We start from the raw sequence: 23,283 nt of genomic DNA, 5'->3' as shown, positions 1-23,283 counted from the left end.
ATGTCAGCCGTGCTTCAACAGCCGGTCCAGGAAGGGGTTTCCGAACACCCGGTGCGGGTCGTGGCGGTCCAGCACGGCGACCGCCTCGTCCCAGCCGGGGCCGCCGCCGGCGCGCAGGCTCCCGGGGATGACCCGGTCGAGCAGGTCCGGGTCGGACCAGGCCGCGTCGGCGGTGTAGGCCCAGCCCTTGGACCATTCGACCCGCAGGCCGGCCCGGGTGCCGTCGAAGGTGCGCAGCAGCCACTGTTCGAGGTCGCGGGCGAAGCGTTCCAGCCCGGGGGTGCCGGGGAAGGCGAGGACGTCGAGCCAGAGCGCGGTGTCCCACTCGGGGCGGTCGGCGCGCGGGCGCAGTGCGGACAGCAACGGCGGCCGGGCGCCGGGGACTTCGCAGCTCGTGGGGTCGTCCAGGCCGGTGACGCGGATCTCCACCGCGCCGTTCACGGGGTACTCGCCGCGGGCCCGGTACTCGTCGAGCAGCGTCCGGTAGTGGGCGGCGAATTCGGCGACCGCCCACTGCAGGTCGGCGCGCCGGGTGAGGACGGCATAGCCGTTGGCGGTGACCCGCAGGGTGGTGGGGCGGACGTAGTGGAGCAGGTCGCGCGACGGCCCCCAGAGGTCGGAGCGCAGGCCGCCGGCGAGCAGGTGGGTGATCAGCTCGCCGGTGAGCAGGTCGCGCAGGGCCGTACCGGAGAGCAGGACGTCCGTGAGGTCGCCGGTGAGCGCCACTTTGGCGACGAGGTACTGGAGTTGGCCGAACAGTGGGGCCGACGCCCAGGCGCCGCCGACGACTTGGCCGACGAGTCGGGCGACCGGTTCCGGAACGCGGTCCGAGAAGGGATAGTTGTAGGGCTGGTCGACGGCCCGGGAGGCGAACGGTTTGGCCGGGGAGACGCTCCAGGTCTTGAGCCAGGGGAAGTCCGTGTAGGCGAACCAGATGGCTTCGGCGCGGCCGTCGCGGTCGACGAAGTCGGCGAAGGTGCGCGGTCCTTCGCCGCCCGGGGCGCCGCCCGGCGAGCCTCCCAGCAGGCCCCCGCCGCCCCCTCCACTCTCGGAGTCGGGGTCGGGGTCGCGGTCGGGCTCTGGGCGGGCGAAGAGTTCGCTCGCCGGGATGTCGAGCCGGCTGACGCAGCGCAGCGGCCGGTCGGCGCCGGCCCGCAGGACGACCTCGGTGAGGAACGCGCGGCCCAGGTGCACGAGGAAGGCGGCGCTGTCGGCCTCACCACGCTCGAAGGTGCGCAGCGTGTAGCGGCCGGTGGCCGGGTCGAGGACGACAGCGGTCAGCCGGACCACCTGGTTGCTGACCGAGCCGTAGCCGTGCCCGTCCGGCCGGGTCTCGCCGACTGCGGGGACGGCGGTGCCGTGGCCGCCGATGGCGAGCGCGCCGCCCACGGTGATCTCGCCGGGAGCCGGGCAGGCGGTCAGGCCGAGGCCCCGGTCGGCGAGGTGGGCGAGCAGGGCTTCCATGGTGGCGCCGGTCTGTGCCCGGACGGTGGTGGGCGAGTCGGCGGTGAGGGCGGTGAGGTGGCGGCTGGTGTCCACGATCAGGACGCGGCTGTTCTCCGTGGTGCCGTCCGCGACGGTGAGCGGCGCCCAGGTGTGCCGGTAGCCGCAGGCGCGCAGTCGCCAGCCGTTGGCGTGGGCCCAGTCGGCGAGGGCGGGCAGTTCCTCGGGGGTGCGGGGTGCGCAGGTCCACAGCCGGTCGGTGCGGATCTCGCCGGACCAGTTCTGGAAGACCCGCCGGTACAACTCGGTGCCGGCGGGCAGTGCGGGCGGTGCGGGCAGCGGGGGCACGGCGCCGGGTACGGCAGGTGCGACAGGTCCAGCAGGTAGGGCAGGTGCGACGGGGTTGCCCGGTGCGGCGGCATCGGCGTCGTCCGGGCCGATGGTTCCGCGTAGCAGCCAGGCCGCGCCGCCGAGGGCTGCCGAGGCGCCGAGCAGTCGCCGCCGGGTGAGGCCGCTCTCCCGGTCGCCGCCTCGGCCGCCCCCTCGGCTGCTCCCCCGGCCGCTCCCCTCGTCGCTCCCCTCGTCGCTCCCCCGGCCGCCTGCTGCGTCCTGTGCGCCGTGCTCGGTGGCCATCCGCCCGCCCTCGATCCCTCGCTGGTCGCGGCGCCGATCGCCGTGCCGGACCGCCGTGCTGGTCGCCCGGGCACGGATGCGACGGGCCGGGGCGGCGGTGTCCCGGCCCGTCCCGGTGTGGAGCGTACGAAGGGCCGTGCGGCGGTTTGAAGCGGTCCGGCCGCTTTCTCACCCCTTCGGGTGAGTACGGCGCGAAACGCCGGACCGGTGCGCGGCCGCCGGTGTCAGCGCGGCGCCGCGAGTGCGGCCTGCGCGTAGCGGTGCCACCGGTCGGCGGCCGAATCGGGCACGCACACCCAGTCCTTCATCGGCCGGCCGCCCGCCGGGTCGAACAGGTGCGCGCCGGTCAGGGCGAGGGCCTCGGCGTGCTCCGCCGACGTGCGGCCGAGCCGGCAGACCAGTTCGTCGCCGTGCAGCCCGGCGAACGCCTTGCCGTTCACGTCCTTCAGGCAGGGCATGCCGAACATCTGCGAGCGGCGGGCACCGCGCGGCGCGAGTTCCTCGGCGATCTCGTCGTAGCGGGCGAGGGCGGCGGCGTCGGTGGTCATGCCGCCATCGTGGCGCCGGCCCGGTCGGCCGTCCACCGCGGACGGCGGGCGTCCGAACGGCCTTGCCCGGCCGTTCGGCGGGCGCATAGGTTGATCATGACCACCGACCCCACCCGTCCGGAGGCTTCGCCGTGCCCTCGTCCATGCCCGTGCCCGTTCCGCTGACCGTCGCCGTCGCCCAGCCGGCCTGCGCCGAAGCCGGGCGTGCGGACACGCTCCGGGTCAACGCGGAGCGGCACGCCGAGGCCGTCCGGGCGGCCGGGACGCGGCTGGTGGTGTTCCCCGAGCCCTCCCTGACCGGCTACGACCTGGCCGCGCCCGCCGTCGACCCGGCGGACGAGCGCCTCGCCCCGCTGGTCGAGGCCTGCGCCACGACCGGCGCCACCGCCCTGGTCGGCGCGCCGGTCACGGAGGGCGACGGACGCGAAAGCATCGCCACGCTGGCGGTCACCGGCGAGGGCGCCGTCGTCGCCTACCGGAAGATGCGCCTGCACGGCGAGGGCGAGCCGGCACGGTTCACCCCCGGCGAGAAGCCCGTGGTCCTGGAGCTGGACGGCCTGCGGCTCGGCCTCGCGATCTGCGCGGACGCGGCCGATCCGACGCACGCCGAGGAGACGGCCGCGCTCGGCATCGACGCCTACGTCGCGTCCACCCTCTACGGGCCGACGCCCGCAGCGGCCGAGCGGCGCGACGGGCACCTGCGGGCGCGGGCCGCCGCACACGGGGTCTGGGCCGTCCTCGCCACGTCGGCCGGGGCCACCGGCGTGTTCCCGGACTCCTCGGGCGGCTCCGGCGTCTGGGCCCCGGGCGGCGACCTGGTAGTCCAGGCCGGCATCCAGCCGGGCGAGCTGGTCCGCGCCGAACTGGTCCGTACCGAGCCGGTCCGTACCGAGCCGGCCCGCCCGTAACGCCGCGGCGGCCCCGAGGCGGCTCCGAATCACCGGGCCTCCGATGGAAATACCCGGGGCCCGCGCGCGGCTGTCGTGATCGGAAAACCCGTCCCGGGCCGCCAGGCGAGCCCTGGGCCCGTACAGGAGGTGCAGCGCGCGATGGCTGACGAGCGGAAGCCGCAGGAGTACCGGATCGAGCACGACTCGATGGGCGAGGTGCGGGTGCCGGCCGCGGCGAAGTGGCAGGCGCAGACGCAGCGGGCGGTGGAGAACTTCCCGGTGTCCGGCCAGCGGCTGGAGCGGGCGCACATCGCCGCGCTGGCCCGGATCAAGGCGGCCGCGGCGCGGGTGAACGCCGGGCTGGGAGTGCTGGACGGGGAGACGGCGGCGGCGATCGCGGCCGCCGCCGAGGAGGTGGCGGAGGGGCGCTGGGACGACCAGTTCCCGGTGGACGTGTTCCAGACCGGCTCGGGCACCTCGTCCAACATGAACGCCAACGAGGTGATCGCCACGCTGGCCGCCGAGCGGCTGGGCCGGCCGGTGCACCCGAACGACCACGTGAACGCCAGCCAGTCGTCCAACGACGTGTTCCCGTCCTCGATCCACATCGCCGCGACCGCCGCCGTCACGCACGACCTGATCCCGGCGCTGGAGCACCTGGCGGAGGCGCTGGAGCGCAAGGCCGGCGAGTTCGCGACGGTGGTCAAGTCCGGCCGCACGCACCTGATGGACGCCACGCCCGTCACCCTCGGGCAGGAGTTCGGCGGCTACGCGGCGCAGGTGCGGCACGGGCGGGAGCGGCTGCTGGCGACGCTCCCCCGGGTGGCCGAACTCCCGCTCGGCGGAACGGCGGTGGGCACCGGCATCAACACGCCTCCCGGGTTCCCGGCGGCGGTCATCGAGGAGGTCGCGCGCGCCACGGGCCTGCCGCTGACCGAGGCCCGGGACCACTTCGAGGCGCAGGGCGCGCGGGACGCGCTGGTCGAGCTGAGCGGCCAACTGCGCACGGTGGCGGTCGGGTTCACGAAGATCGCGAACGACCTTCGGTGGATGGGCTCCGGCCCGCGCACGGGCCTGGGCGAGATCAACCTGCCGGACCTGCAGCCGGGTTCGTCGATCATGCCGGGCAAGGTGAACCCGGTGCTGCCCGAGGTGGTGCTGATGGTCGCCGCCCAGGTGGTCGGCAACGACGCGACGGTGGCGATGGCCGGCGCGAGCGGCAACTTCGAGCTGAACGTGATGCTCCCGGTGATCGCCCGCAACGTGCTGGAGTCGGTGCGGCTGCTCGCCAACAGCGCCCGGCTGCTGGCGGACCGGACGGTCGACGGCATCACCGCCAACGTCGAACGGGCCCGGGAGTACGCGGAGTCCTCGCCCTCGGTCGTCACGCCGCTGAACCGGTACATCGGGTACGAGGAGGCGGCGAAGGTCGCCAAGCAGGCGCTGGCGGAGCGCAAGACGATCCGCCAAGTGGTGCTGGAGCGCGGCTACGTGGAGCGGGGCGAGCTCACCGAGGAACAGCTGGACGAGGCGCTGGACGTGCTGCGGATGACGCACCCGTAGCGGTCCCGGCCGGGCCCGGGGGCCTGTCCGCGAGAGCGTCCGCGGGCCCTGCCGGGCCGGGGGCGGGCGTGCGCCGGGGCGCGGTGGGCCGTTCGGGCCCTCCACGCCCCGGACGCGGGCTGCGGGGTCGATCAGCCCCTGGCTCGGCCGGCACGGCCGCGCCGCATCGATGCTCCGTTCGCCGTCATGGTGGCCATCGAGAGTGCCGCGAGGCCGAGCAGGAACATCACGACGCCGACGATGACGCAGGTGACGATGTTCTTGCCGTGCGCGACGGAACCGGAGACGGCCCAGGGGGAGATGATCGTCCAGACGCCGAGCGCGGCGGCCGCCCAGGCCCTCGCGTGCGTGCGTTCGTAGGCCGATCCGTAGCCGGCCATCAGCGCCGTGTAGGCCAGGCCCACGATCAGGCAGGTCACGGTCAGGGTGCTGAAAGCGGTGAAGCCGACGATCCATGGCGATGCCGCCAGGAAGAGGCCGGCCAGTACGGCCAGGGCTTCGATGCCCTGGGCGCGGGGAGTCGAGGTGACCCGCTCGTAGTGTTCACGTAGTTCGACGATGTCCGGATGGTGCTCCATGCCCGTCGGGATATGGGTTGCCACCGATACCACCTCCTGTGGTCCGGATGAGGGGCGCACACTTCCCGTGGAAGTCGCGTGCCCAGTACCCATTCTGTCCCTTCTCCATTGTTTTGCACCCGATCGTCCGGAATGATCGATAACCATCCGATCACGCCGGTGACCTGCGTCTCAACCCCGCGAGCCGCCATTGCCTATGCAACTCGTTGCATAGCAGGATGCGGGCATGGCACTGGAGCACGCGATCCTCGTCTCGCTGCTGGAGCAGCCCGGCTCGGGCTACGAGCTGGCCCGGCGCTTCGACCGCTCCATCGGACGGTTCTGGACCGCCACCCACCAGCAGATCTACCGGGTGCTGCGGCGGATGGAGGCGGACGGCTGGATCGCCGCCGAGGAGGTCGCCCAGGACGGACGGCCGGACAAGAAGGTGTACTCGGCGGCCGGGCCCGGGCGGGCCGCGCTGGCCGAGTGGCTGCGCGAGCCGGTCGAGCCGGAGACCGTCCGGCACGAACTGGCCGTCAAGATCCGGGCCGCCGCCTTCGACGACCCGTCCGCGTTGATCTCCGAGGTCGAACGGCACCGCGAGAGCCACGCCGCCCTCCTCGCCCGGTACCTGCACGGCGAGGAGCGCGACTTCCCCGACCTCGCCGCACTCGACGCCCGACAGCAGCTCCAGTACGTCGTCCTGCGCGGCGGCATCGAGTACGAGCGGATGACGCTCGCCTGGCTCGACGACGTGCTCGCCACCCTGCGACGGCTCGCGGGCGCGGGCGACGAACAGGATTCAGAGTTCAGATGACAGAGTTTGAAAGTTGAAATCTGTTCGCTGAAAGCTGTCATCTGAAATCTGTTCGCTGAACTCTGTTCGCCGTCCCGTTCGCCGACCTGTTCGCAGACCCGCTCACGGGCCCGCTCGCCGGCCCGTTCGCCGGCCACTTCCCTCCACCCGACCCTCAGGGAGCCCCCGATGCTCTTCAACCCGCGCACCTACGACCCCGCGCAGTTCGACGAGCCGACCCGCCGGCTGCTGCGCGCGACCGTCGACTGGTTCGAGACCCGCGGCAAGAAGGCGCTGATCGACACCTACATCGACCGCGCCTGGTACGCCGACTTCCTCGAATTCGCCGCCCGGGAGGGCCTGTTCGCGGAGTTCCTGACCCCGTCGTCGGCCGACCCGGCCAAGCGCTGGGACACCGCGCGGATCGCCGAGCTGAACGAGATCCTCGGCTTCTACGGCCTCGGCTACTGGTACACCTGGCAGGTCACCATCCTGGGCCTCGGCCCGGTCTGGCAGAGCGAGAACGAGGCCGTCCGCGCCCGCGCCGCCCGCCTGCTCGCCGAGGGCCACGTGATGGCCTTCGGCCTGTCCGAGCGCACCCACGGCGCGGACATCTACTCGACCGACATGATCCTCACCCCGGACGGCGAGGGCGGCTTCACCGCGTCCGGTTCCAAGTACTACATCGGCAACGGCAACGTGGCCGGCCTGGTCTCGGTGTTCGGCCGCCGCTCCGACGTCGAGGGCCCCGAGGGCTACGTCTTCTTCGCCGCCGACAGCCGCCACGACGCCTACCACCTGGTCAAGAACGTCGTGAACGCGCAGATGTACGTCAGCGAGTTCCGCCTGGAGGACTACCCGGTGCGCGCCGAGGACGTGCTGCACACCGGGCAGGCCGCCTTCGACGCGGCGCTGAACACCGTCAACGTCGGCAAGTTCAACCTCTGCACCGCCTCGGTCGGCATCTGCGAGCACGCGATGTACGAGGCCGTCACGCACGCCCGCAACCGGGTGCTGTACGGCCGTCCGGTCACCGATTTCCCGCACGTGCGGCGCGAGTTGACCGACGCCTACGCCCGCCTGGTGGCGATGAAGCTGTTCAGCGCGCGGGCCGTGGACTACTTCCGCACCGCCTCCGCCGAGGACCGCCGCTACCTGCTCTTCAACCCGATGACCAAGATGAAGGTCACCACCGAAGGCGAGAAGGTCATCGACCTGATGTGGGACGTCATCGCGGCCAAGGGCTTCGAGGCGGACACCTACTTCGACAAGGCGGCGAAGGACATCCGTGGCCTGCCGAAGCTGGAGGGCACCGTCCACGTCAACCTGGCGCTGATCCTCAAGTTCATGGGCAACTACCTGTTCGCGCCCGCCGATTACGCCCCGGTGCCGACCCGGCTGGACGCCGCCGACGACGCCTTCCTGTTCCAGCAGGGCCCGGCCCGCGGCCTCGGCGCGATCCGCTTCCACGACTGGCGCACCGCCTACGACCGGCACGCGCAGCTGCCGAACGTCGCCCGCTTCCGCGAACAGGCGGACGCCTTCTGCGAGTTGCTGCTGAAGAACGCCCCGAGCAAGGAGCAGCAGGCCGACCTCGACTTCCTGCTGGAGATCGGCCAGCTGTTCGCGCTGATCGTCTACGGCCAGCTGGTGCTGGAGCAGGCGGAGTTGACGGGCGTGGACGCCGATCTGCTGGACCAGATCTTCGACGCCCTGGTCCGCGACTTCTCGGCGCACGCCACCGAGCTGCACGGCAAGGCCTCGACGACCGAGGAGCAGGCCGCGTGGGCGCTGGCGAACGTGCGCCGGCCGGTCGCGGACGCGGAGCGCGCGGCGAAGGTGTGGGCGCGCGTCGAGGCGCTGTCGGGCGCGTACGAGATGCAGCCGTAGCGGCGCAGTCGTCCAGCAGGACCCCGGGGGTGCCGGTCGGCGGACCGGCACCCCCGGCTCTCCCTCGGGTTCGCCCGCCCCTGGGGGCTTCTCGCTCCCGGGGGCTCTGCCGTTCCCGGCACCCCCCGGCGGTTCAGCTGTCGCCGAGGCCCATGTCGCGCGCCCGAGCGACCGCCTCGGCGCGCGTGGCGACGTGGAGCTTCTCGAAGATGTGGGTGACGTGGTTGCGGACGGTCTTCTCCGCGACCACGAGTTCCCGGGCGATCCGCCGGTTGTCGTAGCCGCGCGCGACGAGGTCGAGCACCTCGGCCTCGCGGGCGGTGAGTTCGGGGAAGAGCTGCCCGGCCTCGCGCATCTTGGCCCCGGCCAGCAGTGCGGTGATCCGGCCCGCGACCTCGCCTCCGAACACGGCGCCGCCGGCCGCGACGGTCCGTACGGCGTGCAGCACCTCCTCCCGCCCGGCGCCCTTGACCAGGTAGCCGCGCGCCCCGGCCTGGAGGGCGGCGAGCAGGTTGCCGTCGTCGTCCGACATGGTGAGCATCAGCACCGGCGGGGCCTGCTCCCGTGCGGAGAGCCGGCGGACGGCCTCGAGCCCGGAGCCGTCCGGCAGCGAGAGGTCCATGATCACCACGTTGGGGCGGCTCCGGGCGACGGCCTCCGGCACGTCGGCGACCCGCTCGGCCTCGGCCACCACGGCGACGCCCTCGGCGCTCTCCAGCGCCGCCTTGAGCCCGGCCCGGAACAGGGGGTGATCGTCGACGATCAGTACCCGAACGGGCGGGGCGTCGGCCGCCTGGTCCGGGGGTGTCACCGGCTGCTGTTCATCCACCTGGCCGACACTACCAGCGATGATCTCGTGACTTTCCGTGACATGCTCGGGGGGTCGGGGAGTCGTCCGCACGGCGGTCCGGCACCGGATTCGAGACCGGTGCCTCAGGCGCCCGGGACACCGGGCGGCCGAGACTGGCCGTATGCGCTCGAAACAGTAGCGGCCGGCCGTCTGCGAGGTGGTGCCATGACCACGGGGATCCCTCCCCGGTTCCGTACGCCGGCCCAGCGGCAGTTGACGGCCGCCGCGGTCGTCACCGCGGTGTGCCTCGTCGCGGGGACGCTGTGGGCCTGCTACGTGCTCGGCCACCTCGGCGACCCGAACGTCGTCCACCCGCGGAACCAACTGGCCACCCTGGTCTACGCCCTGCCGACCGCCGCCGCCGGGATGGTGCTGCACGCCCATCGCCCGGGCAGCCCGCTCGGCTGGGTGATGCTGGTGTACGCGCTGACGGCCGTCCTGCCGCTCGCGGCCGCCGCGCCGGTCTGGGTCGAGGTGTCCGATCCGGGCATCGTCGGCGCGGTCGCGGCCTTCGGCACGCTGTGCGGCGTGGTCAACGTGACCCTGTTCTACGTGCTGCCGCTCTGGCTGCCGGGCGGGCGGCTGACGAGTCGGCTCTGGTGGGTGTACGTCGGGGCGGTCGCGCTGTTCGTGATCCCGGAGATGGCCTGGCAGCTCGATCTCCACACGCTCTACGGGCGGCCCAACCCGCTGGCCGGGAACCCGCCGGCGGTCTTCTTCCGACGCATCGCCACCGCCCTGTACGGCCACGACATGGTGATCAGCGAGTTCCTGATCGGGTTCGTCGCCCTGGTGCTGCTCGTCCGGCTGCTGCGGCCCGCCGGGCGGGCGAGCGGCACGGCGGGGGCTGCGAGCGGCCCTGCGGGGGCTGCGAGCGGCCCGGACGGAGCGGCGGCCGGGCCGGTCGGGGACGCGGCCGGGCCGGACCGGGATGCGGCCGACACCCGGCGGCACCGGCTGCGGGTGGGCGCGATGCTCGCCGCGTACCTGCTCTGGGCGGGGATGCAGGACATGTACGAGCGGACCTGGACGTCCCACTTCTGGCTCAGCTACGCGCTGTTCTCCGCGGCCGGGCTGGTGTGGGCGGTCGCGGTCGGGTACCTGGTCGTGCGCGACCGCGGCTGGCGGCTGCACCGCGCGGCGCGCAGCGCGCTGATCGGGCTGCTCCTGGCCACCGGGGTGACCGTGCTCTTCGTGGGCGCCTCCGCCACGGCGTCCGGCTGGCTGCTGCCCGGGCGCGGCGGCGCGGCGCTGCTGTTGATCGCCCTGATGTACCTGTTCGGGGCGGCGCTGCCGCGGGTGGCGCGGCGGACGGTCGCGGTGGTGGACCGGCTGTACTACGGGGAGCGGGCGCAGCCGTACCAGGTGCTGCGGGCGCTGGCGGGGCGGGTGCGTCAGGTGGTCGATCCGGAGCGGCTGCCGGAGGCGCTGTGCGCGACCGTCGCCGAGGAACTGCGCCTGCCCGGGGTGACGTTGACGGTCTCCACCCGGGCCGGGCGGCGGACGCTGGCCACCGCCGGACGGCTGGACGGTCGCAGCCAGGGCTTCGAGCTGGTCCACAACGGGCTGCCGATCGGTGAGTTGACGGTCGGGCTGCGGGCGGGCGAGGACCGGCTGGACGCCAGCGACATGGACATCCTGCGTTCGCTGGCCGACCAGGCGTCGCCGGCCGTCGCCTCGCTGCGGCTCCAGGAGGACCTGCAGGCGAGCCGGGAGCAGATCGTCGCGGCGCGGGAGGAGGAGCGGCGGTGGCTGCGGCGGGACATCCATGACGGGCTCGGGCCCGCGCTGGCCGGGTTGCGGCTGCGGATGGACAACGCGGCCTCGGCCGCGTCGTCCGCCGCCGCGGGCTCGGGCGCGGCTCCGGGTACAGCTCCGGGCGCGGCTCCAGGTGCGGTGGGGGGCTGCGCGGACGGCGGGCTGGCGCGGACGCTGAGCGGGATCTCGGACGACCTGGGGATGGCGATCCGGGAGGTCCGCCGGATCACCGACCGGCTCGGGCCGGCGCCGCTCGGCGAGTTCGGACTGGCGCGTGCCGTCCAGCAGTTGGCGGGCACCTTCAGCGGGGCCGGGCTGACCGTGACGGCGGAGCTCTCGCCGGACCCGCTGCCGGAGCTGCCGGCGGCCGTGGAGGTGGCGGCGTACCGGATCACGGCGGAGGCGCTGAACAACGTGCTGCGCCATGCCCGGGCCCGGACGGCGAAGGTGACGCTGCGGGTGACGGAGGACACGATGGTGCTCACCGTGCTCGACGACGGCATCGGGTACCGGGAGGACACCGGCAACGGTGGCAGCAGCGGCAACGGCGGTGGCGGGGTCGAGGGCGACGGCGCCGCGGCGGACGGGCGCGGGGTGGGGCTGCGGTCGATGGCGGACCGGGCGGCGGAGATCGGCGGGCGGTGCACCGTCGGGCCGCTGCCGGAGGGCGGCGGGACGCAGGTGCTGGCGATGCTGCCGCGCGCGGCAGGCGGCGGTGGCGGCGGGGAGGCGACGGAGAGGCGGCAGGGCACAGGTGACGGATGACGGATAACAGCGAACAGATAACAGATGTTGAAATCTGTTATCTGTTCGCTGTTATCCGTTCGCTGTTGTCCGTCCGGGTTCGGACCGGGTCGTTCAGCCCGAGTTCCCGGGATGCGGCGGGCAGTTGTCCGGCGTGCACCCGATGCCGCCGGCCGGCCCCGCGACCCTCGCCGGTGACTCGCCGGCGGAGAACTCCGAGGAGGCGCCGGACGAGGAGGAGGACGAGGACGAGACGGAGCAGGCGTTGCGCAGTGCGGCGGCTGCCGCGATCACGCCTGTGGCCACACCGGCCAGGTAGCTCAGCTTGGAGGAGATGGTCGTTTTCATGAGGTGGTTCTCCTGATTTCTCACCAGCGGCCGATTCCGGTCGGTCGCTTCGCTCATCACTGTGCTCAGCGGCCCGCCCCAGGCGCATGAGCCGGCCGTCCCGTTCCGGTCCCAGCCGTGCTCGGGCCCCCGGGTCCGGCGCGGTTCATGGGCGGCTGCGGCGAGCGGCGCGGCGCCGCGCCCGGGCGGCCCGGCTGCCGGCGCGGCGCCGGGGCACCGCGAGGGTGAGGCAGAGCAGTTCCGCGCCGAGCGGCCCGGCCTCCAGGTGCAGCGGGCTGCCCCGGCGGGCCAGCAGCAGGTCGCCGTCCGAGGCCAAGTGGACCGGTGCGTCGGAGAGTTGGCCGACGACGGCGGCCCCGCGCAGCACGTGCAGGACGGTCTCGGTGTCGGGCCGGCCGGGGATGACGTGGTGGGCGCCCGGGCTCAGCCGCAGGTGGTCGAAGGTCTCGCAGGCGCTGGCGAGCATGGTGCGCCGGGCGAGCGCACGCACGCGTACGCGTTCGCCGTTCGGGCCGAGCACGATCATCGCGGCGCCGCTGTCGGTGGTGACGATCACCGGGGTTCGCCTCCTTCGGGACGGCCGGTCCGGTCCGCGGCGGCGGGCGGGACGGCGAGGACGGCGTGGAAGTACTCGAGTCCGGCCGTCCCGGCGGTGAGGACGGTGCGGCTGCCGAGCGGCAGGACGACGGCGGTCCCCTCGACGAGGGGGATGCCAGCGTCGACCGCCTCGGCGTCCGCCACGTCCTCGGGCGGGGCCGCGAGTCCGGAGCCGGCGGTGACGTAGAGGGCGTGCTCGACGCCGTCCGCGGCCACCTCGGTGCTGCGGCCCGGGTCGAGCCGCAGCAGTCCGACGCCGCGCAGCGGGCCCGCGAGCAGGCGTCCGGGGTCGACGGCGCCGCGTCGGCGCAGGTCGGTGATGACGGTGCCAGGCATCTCGGGGGCTCCTTCCGGGTCGGGCGGGCTGGGCGGCCCGCCTTCGGGTACCACCGTCCGTCGCCCGCCGTCCCGGCCGCACGGGGGTGCCGTCCCGATCCCGTCCCGCCACCATCCCGCCCGGATCCCGTACGTATCCCGGCCCGGTCCCGTTCACTTCCCGCCCCGGCCCGGACGGGATCCCGCCCCGGCCCGCCCGGATCCCGCCCCGGCCCCGGGCGCGCCGGGGCGCCGTACCGACGTACGGTGGAACCCGGAGGCCGTGTCATGCGCGTCACCGGAGTGCGCTTCACCGATCGCACCGACGCCGGCCGGCGGTTGGCCGCCCGGCTCGCCGGTCTCGCGGGCCTGGGCGGCCCCGGCACGGTGGTGGTGGCGCTGCCCCGCGGCGGGGTGCCGGTGGCGGCGGAGGTCGCGGCGGCGCTCGGCGCGCCGCTCGACCTCTGCGTGATCCGCAAGCTCGGCGTGCCGTACCAGCCCGAGTTGGGCATGGGGGCGATCGGCGAGGGCGGCGTCCGGGTGCTGAACGAGTCGGTGATGCGGGTCGCCGGGGTCACGGACGGGCAGCTGGCCGAGGTGGAGCGGCGCGAGCGGGCCGAGCTGGCGCGCCGGGCCCGCCGCTACCGGGGGGATCGGCCGCCCGTCGAACTGCGCGGCCGCACGGTGGTCGTGGTGGACGACGGCATCGCCACCGGGTCGACCGCCCGGGCCGCCTGCCTGATCGTACGGGCGCGGGGCGCGGCCCGGGTGGTGCTGGCGGTGCCGGTGGCGCCCGGGGACTGGACGGACCGGTTGACGGGCGTGGCGGACGAGTTGGTGTGCGTGGGCACGCCCTCGCCGTTCTTCGCGATCGGCGAGTTCTACGACGACTTCACGCAGACCGAGGACGAGGAGGTGCTGCGGCTGCTGGCCGCGGCCCGGCACGAGCACCCGCCGCCCGCCGTCGCGGACCCGCCCGACAGCGGCCCCGTGGAGCGCGAGCTGCTGCTCCCCGTCGCGGGCGTCCGGCTCGCGGGGCTGCTGACCGTCCCGGACGGCGCGCGCGGCGTGGTGGTGTTCGCGCACGGCAGCGGGAGCAGCCGGCACAGCCCGCGCAACCGGTACGTCGCCCGGTACCTGAACCGGGCGGGCCTGGCCACGCTGCTGTTCGACCTGCTGACCGAGGCCGAGGAGGCGGACCGCCGCAACGTGTTCGACGTCGGCCTACTGGGTGGACGGCTGACGGACGTCGCCCGCCGACTGGGCGGCGCGACCCCTGACGGCACCGGCGGCGCGGACCACGGCCTCACCCTCCTCGACGGCAGCGGCGGCGCGGACCACTCCCTCACCGCCCACGACGGCGTGGACCGCCGGGGAGCCGGCGACGACGGCCCGCCGGAGACCAGGGGTCTGCCGCTGGGCCTGTTCGGCGCCAGTACCGGCGCGGCCGCCGCGCTGCACACCGCCGCCGCGCTCGGCCCGGCGGTGCGCGCGGTGGTCTCCCGGGGCGGGCGGCCCGACCTCGCCGGGCCGGACGTGCTGGCCCGGGTGGCGGCCCCGACGCTGCTCGTGGTCGGCTCGCTGGACGGCACCGTGCTGGACCTCAACCGGCGGGCCCGGGCGGGGCTGCGGTGCGACAGCGAGCTGGCGGTGGTGCCGGGTGCGAGCCACCTGTTCGAGGAGCCGGGGACCCTGGACCGGGCCGCTGAGCTGGCCGGGGACTGGTTCCTGCGCCATCTGCCCGCCGGCAGAGCCGGGCAAACCCCGGTTGCGCACAGCTCGTGAATCAACCCGTTTCGACCGCGCACTTTGCACAGTCGGGCCCCGGAATTCCTGATCAGCTTGTACACATTGAGCAGTGAATTTCCGACCTGTTGCCCAACCTTCCGGACAGGAGCAAGCTCTGCGCCAACCGCCCCGCCCACCCGCCGCGGCGCGGCCTCGATCCAAGCGGACGCCTCAGAGCCGAGGCCCGAAATGGAGGAACGACCGATGACCACGCAGTCCCACGCCCTTGAGCTGACCCCCGAGGAGCGCGAGGCCGGTCTCGACACCGACCAGCTGCGCCGCCTCGTCGGCCTCGTCGAGCACGACCCGGCCAGCGACCCGTTCCCCGTCACCGCGCAGGACGCGGTGGTCTTCGTGGTCGGCAACGCCACCCAGACGGCCCAGTTCTACCAGGTCGTGTTCGGCATGGAGCTGGTCGCCTACTCCGGCCCGGAGACCGGCCGCCGCGACCGCAAGTCGTTCGTGCTCCGCTCCGGCTCCTGCCGCTTCGTGATCGAGGGCGGCGTCCGCCCGGACAGCCCGCTGCTGGAGCACCACCGCCGCCACGGCGACGGCGTCGTCGACCTCGCCCTGGAGGTCCCGGACGTCGACAAGTGCATCGAGCACGCCCGCGCCATGGGCGCCACCGTGCTGGAGGAGCCGAACGACGAGTCGGACGAGAACGGCACCGTGCGCCGCGCGGCCATCGCCACCTACGGCGAGACCCGTCACACCCTGATCGACCGCTCCCGCTACCACGGCCCGTACCTGCCGGGCTACGTGGCCGCGCAGAGCAAGGTGCAGCACCCGGAGGGCTCGCCCAAGCGCCTGTTCCAGGCCCTCGACCACGCCGTGGGCAACGTCGAGCTCGGCCGGATGGACGAGTGGGTCGCGTTCTACAACAAGGTCATGGGCTTCGTGAACATGGCCGAGTTCGTCGGCGACGACATCGCCACCGAGTACTCCGCGCTCATGTCGAAGGTCGTCGCGAGCGGCAACCACCGGGTGAAGTTCCCGCTCAACGAGCCGGCGATCGCGAAGAAGAAGTCGCAGATCGACGAGTACCTGGAGTTCTACACCGGCCCGGGCTGCCAGCACATGGCGCTCGCCACCAACGACATCCTCACCACCGTGGACGTCCTGCGCGCGCGCGGCGTGGAGTTCCTCAACACCCCCGACGCTTACTACGACGACCCGGAGCTGCGCGAGCGCATCGGCAAGGTGCGGGTGCCGATCGAGGAGCTGAAGAAGCGCGGCATCCTGGTCGACCGCGACGAGGACGGCTACCTGCTGCAGATCTTCACCAAGCCGATCGGCGACCGTCCGACCGTGTTCTACGAGTTCATCGAGCGGCACGGTTCGCTGGGCTTCGGCAAGGGCAACTTCAAGGCGCTCTTCGAGTCCATCGAGCGCGAGCAGGAGCGCCGCGGCAACCTGTAGCCGCACCCCGCAGCCGCACGGCTGCAGTCACACGGCTGTGGGCACGCGGCTGTGGGCACACGGCTTCAGGCACGCGGCCGGTCGCCGCGGCGGGGCCTCTGGCCGCGGCGGCCGCCGCCGGGGCAAGCTGTCACCGCCGCGGCGATCCCGTGGGCACGGTCGAGAAGGAGCAGGGAGCAGGGAGATGGCGTACTACCGGCAGCTGGGCAGCATCCCGCCCAAGCGGCACACCCAGCACCGCACACCCGAAGGCGGGCTGTACTACGAGGAGTTGATGGGCGAGGAGGGGTTCTCCTCCGACTCGTCGCTGCTCTACCACCGGGGCATCCCGTCCGCCGTGGTGAACGCGGTGCCGTGGGAGCTGCCGGACCAGTCCACGGTGCCCAACCACCCGCTGCTCCCCCGCCACCTCAAGCTGCACGAGCTGTTCGCGGGCCAGGAGTGGAAGTCCGCCGACGTCGTGGGCAGCCGCCGCCTCGTCCTCGGCAACGCCGACGTGCGAATCTCGTACGTCGCCGCCGGGGCGCCGAGCGAGCTCTACCGCAACGGGCTCGGCGACGAGTGCGTGTACGTGGAGTCCGGCTCCGGCACGGTCGAGACGGTGTTCGGCTCGATCGAGGTCGGCCAGGGCGACTACGTGATCATCCCGCGCGCCACCACCCACCGCTGGGTGCCGTCCGGGGACGAGCCGCTGCGCGCGTACTGCATCGAGGCGAACAGCCACATCACCCCGGTCAAGCGCTACCTGTCCAAGTACGGGCAGCTGCTGGAGCACGCGCCGTACTGCGAGCGGGACTTCCGCGGCCCGGTCGGCCCGCTCGTGGTCGACGCCCCCGGGGACGTCGACGTGCTGGTCAAGCACCGCGGCCCGCACGGGGTGGCGGGCACCCGCTACACCGTGCCGCACCACCCGTTCGACGTGGTCGGCTGGGACGGCTGCCTGTACCCGTACGCCTTCAACATCAGCGACTTCGAACCGATCACCGGCCGGATCCACCAGCCGCCGCCGGCCCACCAGGTGTTCGAGGGCAACAACTTCGTGATCTGCAACTTCGTTCCGCGCAAGGTGGATTACCACCCGCTGTCGATCCCGGTGCCGTACTACCACGCCAACGTGGACAGCGACGAGGTCATGTTCTACTGCGGCGGCGACTACGCGGCGCGCAAGGGCTCGGGCATCGCCCAGGGCTCGATCTCGCTGCACCCGGGCGGGCACACCCACGGGCCGCAGCCGGGCGCGTACGAGCGCAGCATCGGCGCGGAGTTCTTCGACGAGCTCGCCGTCATGGTGGACACCTTCCGCCCGCTGGAGCTCGGCGAGGGCGGGCGGGCCAGCGAGGACGCCAACTACGCCTGGACGTGGGCGGGTCGGGGGCCGGGGCGATGAGTTCCGTTCCCGTGATCCCGGAGCTGTTCCGCGGGCTGTTCGACGACGCGGCGGTGTTCCCGCCGGGGAACCTGCCGGTCGCCGAGGCCGTGCCCGCGCACCGGGCGCACCGCGACGCCTGGTACGCCGAGGCGGTGGGCCCGTTCCTGTGCGGGGCGGGCAGGTTGGGCGAGTTGGCGGAGGCGGTGGCCGCGGATGCGGGCGCGGCCGGCGGTCGGCCGCTGCGGGTCGGGCTCGTACTGCCGGGGGGCAGTGCGGAGTTGGCCCCGGCGCTGGCCGCGGCCGCGCCGTTCGAGGTGGCGGGCGTCGAGCTCGCCACCCGGGACGCCGCCGAGGCCGTCGCCGAACTGGACCGGCTGCTGCCCCCGCACGTCCCCGCCGCCGTCGAGCTGCCGCGCGAACTCCTGCGCGGGGACGGCCTGGACGCGGTGCTGGACGCCCTGGTCGACAGCCCGTACCGGGCGAAGTTCCGCACCGGCGGCCTGGCCGCCGAGGCCTTCCCCGACGAGGAGGAGCTGGCGGCCTTCCTCACCGGCTGCGCACGGCGCGGCCTGCCGTACAAGTGCACCGCCGGGCTGCACAACGCCGTGCGGCACACCGACCCGAGGACCGGCTTCGAGCACCACGGCTTCCTGAACGTGCTGCTCGCCGCGCAGGAAACCGACCCGGCGGCGGCCGCCGCCGTGCTGGCCGAGCGCGACGGCGAGGCGCTCGCCAAGGCGGTGCGTTCACTGACGGATCGTCAGGTTACGGTGATCCGCAACTCGTTCACCGCGTTCGGCACCTGCAGCATCGCCGAGCCGCTGGCCGACCTGGCCTCGCTCGGCCTGCTGTCGGCCGGCCCACTGCCCCAGGAGGACCGTTGAGCACCACCCCCAGCAGCCCGCGCAGCTGGCTCCCCAGCGCCCAGGACTCGCCGTTCGGCGTGCACAACCTGCCGTACGGCGTCTTCACGGCCGCCGACCAGCCCGGGCGGCGCCGGGTCGGCGTGCGCGTCGGGGACTTCGTGCTGGACGCCGGAGCCGCCGCCCGCGCGGCCGGCGCGCCGTCCGTCCTGCTCGACGCCGACTCGCTCAACCCGCTGATGGCGGCGGGGCGTTCGGTCTGGACGCAGGTGCGCGCGGACCTCACCACCTGGCTGACGGACGAGTCGTTCCGCGAGGCACTGGCACCGGCCCTGCTGCCGGTGGGCGAGGTCGAGCTGCACCTGCCGTTCGAGGTCGCCGACTACGTCGACTTCTACGCCTCCGAGCACCACGCCACCAACCTCGGCACGATCTTCCGCCCCGGCTCCGAGCCGCTCACCCCCAACTGGAAGCACCTGCCGATCGGTTACCACGGCCGGGCCGGCACGGTCGTCGTCTCCGGCACGCCCGTCGTGCGGCCGCAGGGGCAGCGCAAGGCGCCCGCCGACGCCGCGCCGACCTTCGGGCCGAGCCGGCGGCTGGACATCGAGGCGGAGGTCGGCTTCGTCGTCGGCACGCCCTCGCAGCTGGGACGGCCGGTGGCGCTGGACGACTTCGAGCAGCACGTGTTCGGCGTCTGCCTGCTCAACGACTGGTCCGCGCGCGACATCCAGGCCTGGGAGTACGTGCCGCTCGGGCCGTTCCTCGGCAAGTCCTTCGCGACCTCGGTCTCGCCGTGGATCGTGCCGCTGGACGCGCTGCGGCACGCCCGGGTCGCGCCGCCGCGGCGCGACGTCGAGCCGCTCGCCTACCTGGACGACCGCGGCGGCGAGCCGTGGGGCCTGGACCTGGCGATGGAGGTCCGGCTGAACGGGCACCTGGTGTCCCGCCCGCCGTTCGCCACCATGTACTGGACGGCGCAGCAGCAGCTCGCCCACATGACCGTCAACGGCGCCTCGCTGCGCACCGGCGACCTGTTCGCCTCGGGCACCGTCAGCGGGCCGGAGCCGGACACCCGCGGCGCGCTGATCGAGCTGACCTGGAACGGCGAGGAGCCGGTGAAGCTCCCGGACGGCACCACCCGCACCTTCCTGGAGGACGGCGACGAGGTCGTCATCACCGCCACCGCACCGGGGCCGGACGGGACGGTCGTCGGCTTCGGCGAGGTCGCGGGGCGCGTGGGCTGACACCCCGGGGGCCCGGCCGGCGGCGGACGGCGGAGGCCGCGGAACGAGTGACGAACGACGGCTGACAGATGACAGCTGACAGATTTCAGATGATGAAATCTGTCAGCTGTCATCTGTTTTCTGTGATCCGTTTCCTGTCAGCTGTGACCGGTCGGCTGTTCGCCTGTGACCGGACAGCTGTTCGCCGGAGCCCGCCCTCCGCGCTACAGCGCCGACCCTCCGGTGGCGTCGACCACCCGCCCGGTGACCCAGCGCGCGTCGTCGGAGGCGAGGAAGGCGACGACGCCCGAGATGTCCTCCGGCTGCCCGACGCGGCCGAGCGCGGAGAGCGAGGCCGCGTGGGCGGCGGCGGCGGGGTTGCCGCGCAGCCAGCTCGCGTTGACGTCGGTGTCGATGATGCCGGGCGCCACCGAGTTGACGGTGATGCCGCGCGGCCCGAGTTCCTTGGCCAGGTTGAGGGTGAAGGTGTCGAGCGCGCCCTTCGTCGAGCCGTAGGCCATGATCTCCGGCATCGCCACCCGGGCGAGGCCGCTGGAGATGTTGATGATCCGGCCGCCGTCGCGCAGCCGCTCCAGCCCGTGCTTGACGATGAAGAACGGCGCGCGGACGTTGACCGCGAAGACCTCGTCGAAGCCCTCCTCGGTCAGGTTCGCGAGGTCGGCGCTGCGCCCGATCCCGGCGTTGTTCACGATGATGTCGACGCCGCCGGTGGGCGCGTGCTCGACGATCCGCTCGTCGAAGGCCTCCCACAGTGCGACGGCGTCGCCGTGCCACCCGAGTGCGGCCGGCAGCGCGAACGCCCGGCCGCCGGCCGCGCGGATGCCGTCGACCACCTCGGCGGCCGCGTCCTTCTCCCGCGCGTAGCCCACGGCGACGACGGCGCCGTCCCGGCCGAGCCGCTCGGCGATGGCCCGCCCGATCCCCCGGCTGCCGCCGGTGACCAGCGCCGTCCTGCCCTCCAGTGCACGCCCTGCCATGGCTGACCCTCCCTGTTCGCGTCGCCACCCATTTATTGAGTGATCGCTCAAGAAATAACCTAGCACACACTTCTTGAGCGACTGCTCTAAAATTTCGGCATGGCCGAGAAGACACCCCCGCTGCCGCCGCCGTCGCCGACACCCACGACGACGATGACCCCGCCCGCACCGGGCACCCGGCCGGCCCGGCGCGGCCGTCCGCCGGCCTTCGACCGCGCCGAGGCGCTGACCGCCGCCACCCGCCTGTTCTGGGAGCGGGGCTACGAGGCGACGTCCGTCGCCGACCTCACCGCCGCCATGGGCATCCGGCCCGGCAGCCTGTACGCCGCGTTCGGCGACAAGCGCGCGCTCTTCGAGGAGGTCGTCCGGGAGTACGGACGCTCCCCCGCCGGCGCGTTCCTCGGCGCGGCACTCGCCGAGGAGCCCACGGCCCGCGCGACCTTCGCCCGCATGCTGCGCGACGCCGCCGCCGTCTACGCCGACCCCGGCCACCCGGCCGGCTGCCTGGTGATCAGCGCCGCCACCAACGTCTCCGCCCAGGACGCCGAGGTCCAGACCCACCTGCGCGACCTGCGCAACGCCAACCTGCAGGTCTTCGAGGCCCGGCTGCACGCCGCGCAGCGGGACGGCGAACTGCCGCCGGAGGCCGACCCGCCCGCGCTCGCCCGCTACTTCGCCGCGGTGATCCAGGGCATGTCGCAGCAGGCCCGGGACGGAGCCACCGCCGCCGAACTGGCCCGCACCGCCGAACTCGCCCTGCGCGCCTGGCCCGGGTAGCCGCCCGGGGCCGACACCTCCCGCACCTCCCACCCCTCCCGCGCCTCACCGGCCCCGGTACGGTGGACGGCGGAAGTCGACATCGCCGAGGGGACGGGAGCGGGCCCGATGAGCGCAGAGGTGACGGCAGGGGTCGCGGCGCAGGTCGCGGCGGGCGGCGCCGAGGAGGCCGCGGCGGAGGTCCGGACCTTCCTCGACGGCGGGCTCGGACGGATCGTGCTGAACCGTCCGCGTGCCCTCAACTCCCTGACCCACGACATGATCACGGCCCTGCGCGCGACGCTGGACGCCTGGGCCGCGGACGACCGGGTGCGCGCCGTCGCCCTCACCGGCGCGGGCGAGCGCGGCCTGTGCGCGGGCGCCGACATCCGCGCGATGCACGACGACGCCAAGGCCGGCGGGGCCGGCACCCGCGCCTTCTTCCGCGACGAGTACCGGCTGAACGCGCTGATCGCCCGCTACCCGAAGCCGTACCTCGCGGTGATGGACGGCATCACCATGGGCGGCGGCGTCGGCCTGTCCGCCCACGGCGCGGTGCGGATCGTGACCGAACGCTCCGTCGTCGCGATGCCCGAGACCCGGATCGGGCTCACCCCGGACGTCGGCGGCAGCTTCCTCCTCGCCCGCGCCCCGGGCGAGTTGGGCACCCACCTGGCGCTGACCTCCTCCTCGATGGGCCCCGGCGACGCGCTGCTGTGCGGGTTCGCCGACCACTTCGTCCCGTCCGCGCGCGTCCCCGACCTGCTGGCCGAACTGCCCGCCGCGCTCGCACGCGGCACCGAACCGGCCTCGACGGTCGGCGGCCTCGTCGCCGCGCACGCCGAACCCGCACCGCCCGCCGCCCTCGACGCCCGGCGCGACTGGATCGACGCCTGCTACGCGGCCGACACCGTCGAGGAGATCGTCGAGCGGCTGCTGAACTCCGGTGTGGCGGAGGCGAAGGAGGCCGCCGAACTGGTCCTCGGGAACTCCCCCACCGCCGTCAAGGTCGCCCTCGCCGCGCTGCGCCGGGCCCGTACGCTCCCGTCGCTGGAGGCGGTGCTCGACCAGGAGTACCGGATCTCCTGCGCGGCGCTGGAGAGCCACGACCTGGTCGAGGGCATCCGCGCGCAGGTGATCGACAAGGACCGCGACCCGCGCTGGTCGCCCGCCTCGGCGGCGGAGGTGACGGCGGCGGACGTCGCGCGCTTCCTCGCCCCGCGCACGGACGACGAGTTGGGCCTGGCCTGATCCCGCCGGCCCGCCCGGGTCCGCCCGCGTCCGCCCTGGTCCGCCCGGCTGCCTGCTCCCCGCGGCCGGCCCCGGGCGACTCGTGACCGGCGTCTCGCATGCCAAGACTGGCGCCAGGCGGCTCGCGTCGTGGATCGTTGGGGGGTCAGAGCGCGCCCCCGGGGCGCCGAGCAGCGGAAATGGGAGTCAACGGCGATGACCGAGACCGACACGTACGAGACGATCCTGGTCGAGCGCAGGGGCCGGGTGGGGCTGATCACCCTCAACCGGCCCAAGGCGCTGAACGCGCTGAACACCCAGCTGATGAACGAGGTGGTCACCGCCGCCACCGCCTTCGACCGGGACCCGGAGATCGGCTGTCTGGTGGTCACCGGCTCGGAGAAGGCCTTCGCGGCCGGCGCCGACATCAAGGAGATGCAGGGCAACCGGTTCCCGGACGTCTACCTGGACGACTGGCTGGGCCCGTGGGACCGCTTCGGCGCGCTGCGCAAGCCGGTGGTCGCGGCCGTGGCCGGCTTCGCCCTCGGCGGTGGCTGCGAGCTGGCGATGATGTGCGACGTGCTGCTCGCGGCCGACACGGCGAAGTTCGGGCAGCCGGAGATCAAGCTCGGCGTGATCCCGGGCATCGGCGGCTCGCAGCGGCTGACCCGGGCGATCGGCAAGGCCAAGTCGATGGAA

Annotated in this window: 21 protein-coding genes; 13 read left to right on the top strand and 8 right to left on the bottom strand. The window is 73.7% G+C overall.

Features of this window, described 5'->3' with window-relative positions:
- Positions 1–3 precede the first annotated feature (3 nt).
- Entirely contained in the window at positions 4–2,076 is a 2,073-nt protein-coding gene (locus VM95_RS06780) for a cholesterol oxidase substrate-binding domain-containing protein (RefSeq protein WP_078859647.1), read from the bottom strand.
- A 224-nt stretch (positions 2,077–2,300) separates the two neighbouring features.
- Complete coding sequence (locus VM95_RS06775) at positions 2,301–2,624, bottom strand: hypothetical protein (RefSeq protein ID WP_045693122.1); 324 nt, start codon at positions 2,622–2,624, stop codon at positions 2,301–2,303.
- A gap of 143 nt (positions 2,625–2,767) precedes the next feature.
- Between VM95_RS06775 and VM95_RS06770 the strand changes: the two genes are divergently transcribed.
- Both VM95_RS06770 and VM95_RS06765 read left to right on the top strand, forming a co-directional pair.
- Positions 2,768–3,532 (top strand): carbon-nitrogen hydrolase family protein, encoded by a 765-nt coding sequence (locus VM95_RS06770; protein WP_045693121.1) that lies wholly within the window; start codon positions 2,768–2,770, stop codon positions 3,530–3,532.
- Between the two features lie 141 nt (positions 3,533–3,673).
- Positions 3,674–5,077 (top strand): class II fumarate hydratase, encoded by a 1,404-nt coding sequence (locus VM95_RS06765; RefSeq protein WP_045693120.1) that lies wholly within the window; start codon positions 3,674–3,676, stop codon positions 5,075–5,077.
- A 131-nt stretch (positions 5,078–5,208) separates the two neighbouring features.
- On the opposite strand, the gene VM95_RS06760 is transcribed toward VM95_RS06765, so the two are convergent.
- Positions 5,209–5,655, bottom strand: a complete 447-nt coding sequence (locus VM95_RS06760; RefSeq protein WP_045693119.1) for an SPW repeat protein — start codon at positions 5,653–5,655, stop codon at positions 5,209–5,211.
- 226 nt (positions 5,656–5,881) lie between these two features.
- On the opposite strand from VM95_RS06760, the gene VM95_RS06755 reads away from it, so the two are divergent.
- Together VM95_RS06755 and VM95_RS06750 are read left to right on the top strand one after the other, a co-directional pair.
- A complete protein-coding gene (locus VM95_RS06755; protein ID WP_045693118.1) occupies positions 5,882–6,454 on the top strand; it encodes a PadR family transcriptional regulator in 573 nt (190 codons plus the stop codon).
- Positions 6,455–6,622: 168 nt separating this feature from the next.
- Positions 6,623–8,323: an acyl-CoA dehydrogenase family protein gene (locus tag VM95_RS06750; RefSeq protein ID WP_045693117.1), complete on the top strand. Its 1,701-nt coding sequence runs from the start codon at positions 6,623–6,625 to the stop codon at positions 8,321–8,323.
- A gap of 133 nt (positions 8,324–8,456) precedes the next feature.
- Here VM95_RS06750 and VM95_RS44135 read toward each other — a convergent pair whose 3' ends face one another.
- Positions 8,457–9,152 carry a response regulator gene (locus VM95_RS44135; protein ID WP_244178652.1) on the bottom strand — a complete coding sequence of 232 codons (696 nt, stop codon included), beginning with the start codon at positions 9,150–9,152 and terminating at the stop codon, positions 8,457–8,459.
- 186 nt (positions 9,153–9,338) lie between these two features.
- On the opposite strand from VM95_RS44135, the gene VM95_RS38590 reads away from it, so the two are divergent.
- Positions 9,339–11,696, top strand: a complete 2,358-nt coding sequence (locus tag VM95_RS38590) for an ATP-binding protein (protein WP_244178651.1) — start codon at positions 9,339–9,341, stop codon at positions 11,694–11,696.
- 93 nt (positions 11,697–11,789) lie between these two features.
- Here the strand turns inward: VM95_RS38590 and VM95_RS42295 are convergent, their stop codons facing one another.
- From VM95_RS42295 to VM95_RS06730, 3 genes are all read right to left on the bottom strand, one after another.
- A complete protein-coding gene (locus tag VM95_RS42295) occupies positions 11,790–12,023 on the bottom strand; it encodes a hypothetical protein (protein ID WP_157882004.1) in 234 nt (77 codons plus the stop codon).
- A 145-nt stretch (positions 12,024–12,168) separates the two neighbouring features.
- Positions 12,169–12,579: a pirin family protein gene (locus VM95_RS41270; protein ID WP_045693116.1), complete on the bottom strand. Its 411-nt coding sequence runs from the start codon at positions 12,577–12,579 to the stop codon at positions 12,169–12,171.
- The gene (locus VM95_RS06730; protein WP_045693115.1) at positions 12,576–12,956 is read right to left on the bottom strand and encodes a hypothetical protein; all 381 of its coding nucleotides are present in this window, start codon (positions 12,954–12,956) and stop codon (positions 12,576–12,578) included. Before VM95_RS06730 ends, VM95_RS41270 begins: the two co-directional genes overlap by 4 nt.
- Positions 12,957–13,238: 282 nt before the next feature.
- Between VM95_RS06730 and VM95_RS06725 the strand changes: the two genes are divergently transcribed.
- The 5 genes from VM95_RS06725 (at position 13,239) to fahA (ending at position 19,621) form a co-directional block, all read left to right on the top strand.
- The gene (locus tag VM95_RS06725) at positions 13,239–14,720 is read left to right on the top strand and encodes a phosphoribosyltransferase family protein (RefSeq protein WP_045693191.1); all 1,482 of its coding nucleotides are present in this window, start codon (positions 13,239–13,241) and stop codon (positions 14,718–14,720) included.
- A 207-nt stretch (positions 14,721–14,927) separates the two neighbouring features.
- Positions 14,928–16,142 (top strand): 4-hydroxyphenylpyruvate dioxygenase, encoded by a 1,215-nt coding sequence (gene hppD, locus VM95_RS06720; RefSeq protein WP_045693114.1) that lies wholly within the window; start codon positions 14,928–14,930, stop codon positions 16,140–16,142.
- Between the two features lie 184 nt (positions 16,143–16,326).
- Entirely contained in the window at positions 16,327–17,529 is a 1,203-nt protein-coding gene (locus tag VM95_RS06715) for a homogentisate 1,2-dioxygenase (RefSeq protein ID WP_045693113.1), read from the top strand.
- A complete protein-coding gene (locus VM95_RS06710) occupies positions 17,526–18,395 on the top strand; it encodes a hypothetical protein (RefSeq protein WP_045693190.1) in 870 nt (289 codons plus the stop codon). The genes VM95_RS06715 and VM95_RS06710 overlap by 4 nt, the downstream gene beginning before the upstream one ends.
- On the top strand, positions 18,392–19,621 hold the full coding sequence (gene fahA, locus VM95_RS06705; protein ID WP_045693112.1) for a fumarylacetoacetase: 1,230 nt from the start codon (positions 18,392–18,394) through the stop codon (positions 19,619–19,621). The genes VM95_RS06710 and fahA overlap by 4 nt, the downstream gene beginning before the upstream one ends.
- Before the next feature lie 203 nt (positions 19,622–19,824).
- Here the strand turns inward: fahA and VM95_RS06700 are convergent, their stop codons facing one another.
- Entirely contained in the window at positions 19,825–20,598 is a 774-nt protein-coding gene (locus tag VM95_RS06700; RefSeq protein WP_045693111.1) for an SDR family oxidoreductase, read from the bottom strand.
- 153 nt (positions 20,599–20,751) lie between these two features.
- Between VM95_RS06700 and VM95_RS06695 the strand changes: the two genes are divergently transcribed.
- The 3 genes from VM95_RS06695 to VM95_RS06685 form a co-directional block, all read left to right on the top strand.
- Complete coding sequence (locus VM95_RS06695; protein ID WP_045693110.1) at positions 20,752–21,375, top strand: TetR/AcrR family transcriptional regulator; 624 nt, start codon at positions 20,752–20,754, stop codon at positions 21,373–21,375.
- 108 nt (positions 21,376–21,483) lie between these two features.
- Positions 21,484–22,605 (top strand): enoyl-CoA hydratase/isomerase family protein, encoded by a 1,122-nt coding sequence (locus VM95_RS06690; protein WP_078859644.1) that lies wholly within the window; start codon positions 21,484–21,486, stop codon positions 22,603–22,605.
- A 195-nt stretch (positions 22,606–22,800) separates the two neighbouring features.
- A partial coding sequence (locus tag VM95_RS06685; protein ID WP_045693109.1) for an enoyl-CoA hydratase-related protein occupies positions 22,801–23,283 on the top strand: 483 nt, incomplete at its 3' end.

Source organism: Streptomyces rubellomurinus (assembly GCF_000961885.1).
Classification (GTDB): domain Bacteria; phylum Actinomycetota; class Actinomycetes; order Streptomycetales; family Streptomycetaceae; genus Kitasatospora; species Kitasatospora rubellomurina.
Note: the sequence above shows the minus strand (reverse complement) of the source record. Positions and strands in the feature narration are given on the sequence as shown.

Bases quoted from the DNA above. Each gene is read 5' to 3' on its own strand.
- VM95_RS06780 (WP_078859647.1), bottom strand. From the start codon at position 2,076: ATGGCCACCGAGCACGGCGCACAGGACGCAGCAGGCGGCCGGGGGAGC.
- VM95_RS06775 (WP_045693122.1), bottom strand. From the start codon at position 2,624: ATGACCACCGACGCCGCCGCCCTCGCCCGCTACGACGAGATCGCCGAG.
- VM95_RS06770 (WP_045693121.1), top strand. From the start codon at position 2,768: ATGCCCGTGCCCGTTCCGCTGACCGTCGCCGTCGCCCAGCCGGCCTGC.
- VM95_RS06765 (WP_045693120.1), top strand. From the start codon at position 3,674: ATGGCTGACGAGCGGAAGCCGCAGGAGTACCGGATCGAGCACGACTCG.
- VM95_RS06760 (WP_045693119.1), bottom strand. From the start codon at position 5,655: ATGGAGCACCATCCGGACATCGTCGAACTACGTGAACACTACGAGCGG.
- VM95_RS06755 (WP_045693118.1), top strand. From the start codon at position 5,882: ATGGCACTGGAGCACGCGATCCTCGTCTCGCTGCTGGAGCAGCCCGGC.
- VM95_RS06750 (WP_045693117.1), top strand. From the start codon at position 6,623: ATGCTCTTCAACCCGCGCACCTACGACCCCGCGCAGTTCGACGAGCCG.
- VM95_RS38590 (WP_244178651.1), top strand. From the start codon at position 9,339: ATGACCACGGGGATCCCTCCCCGGTTCCGTACGCCGGCCCAGCGGCAG.
- VM95_RS42295 (WP_157882004.1), bottom strand. From the start codon at position 12,023: ATGAAAACGACCATCTCCTCCAAGCTGAGCTACCTGGCCGGTGTGGCC.
- VM95_RS06730 (WP_045693115.1), bottom strand. From the start codon at position 12,956: ATGCCTGGCACCGTCATCACCGACCTGCGCCGACGCGGCGCCGTCGAC.
- hppD (WP_045693114.1), top strand. From the start codon at position 14,928: ATGACCACGCAGTCCCACGCCCTTGAGCTGACCCCCGAGGAGCGCGAG.
- VM95_RS06715 (WP_045693113.1), top strand. From the start codon at position 16,327: ATGGCGTACTACCGGCAGCTGGGCAGCATCCCGCCCAAGCGGCACACC.
- VM95_RS06710 (WP_045693190.1), top strand. From the start codon at position 17,526: ATGAGTTCCGTTCCCGTGATCCCGGAGCTGTTCCGCGGGCTGTTCGAC.
- VM95_RS06700 (WP_045693111.1), bottom strand. From the start codon at position 20,598: ATGGCAGGGCGTGCACTGGAGGGCAGGACGGCGCTGGTCACCGGCGGC.
- VM95_RS06695 (WP_045693110.1), top strand. From the start codon at position 20,752: ATGACCCCGCCCGCACCGGGCACCCGGCCGGCCCGGCGCGGCCGTCCG.
- VM95_RS06690 (WP_078859644.1), top strand. From the start codon at position 21,484: ATGAGCGCAGAGGTGACGGCAGGGGTCGCGGCGCAGGTCGCGGCGGGC.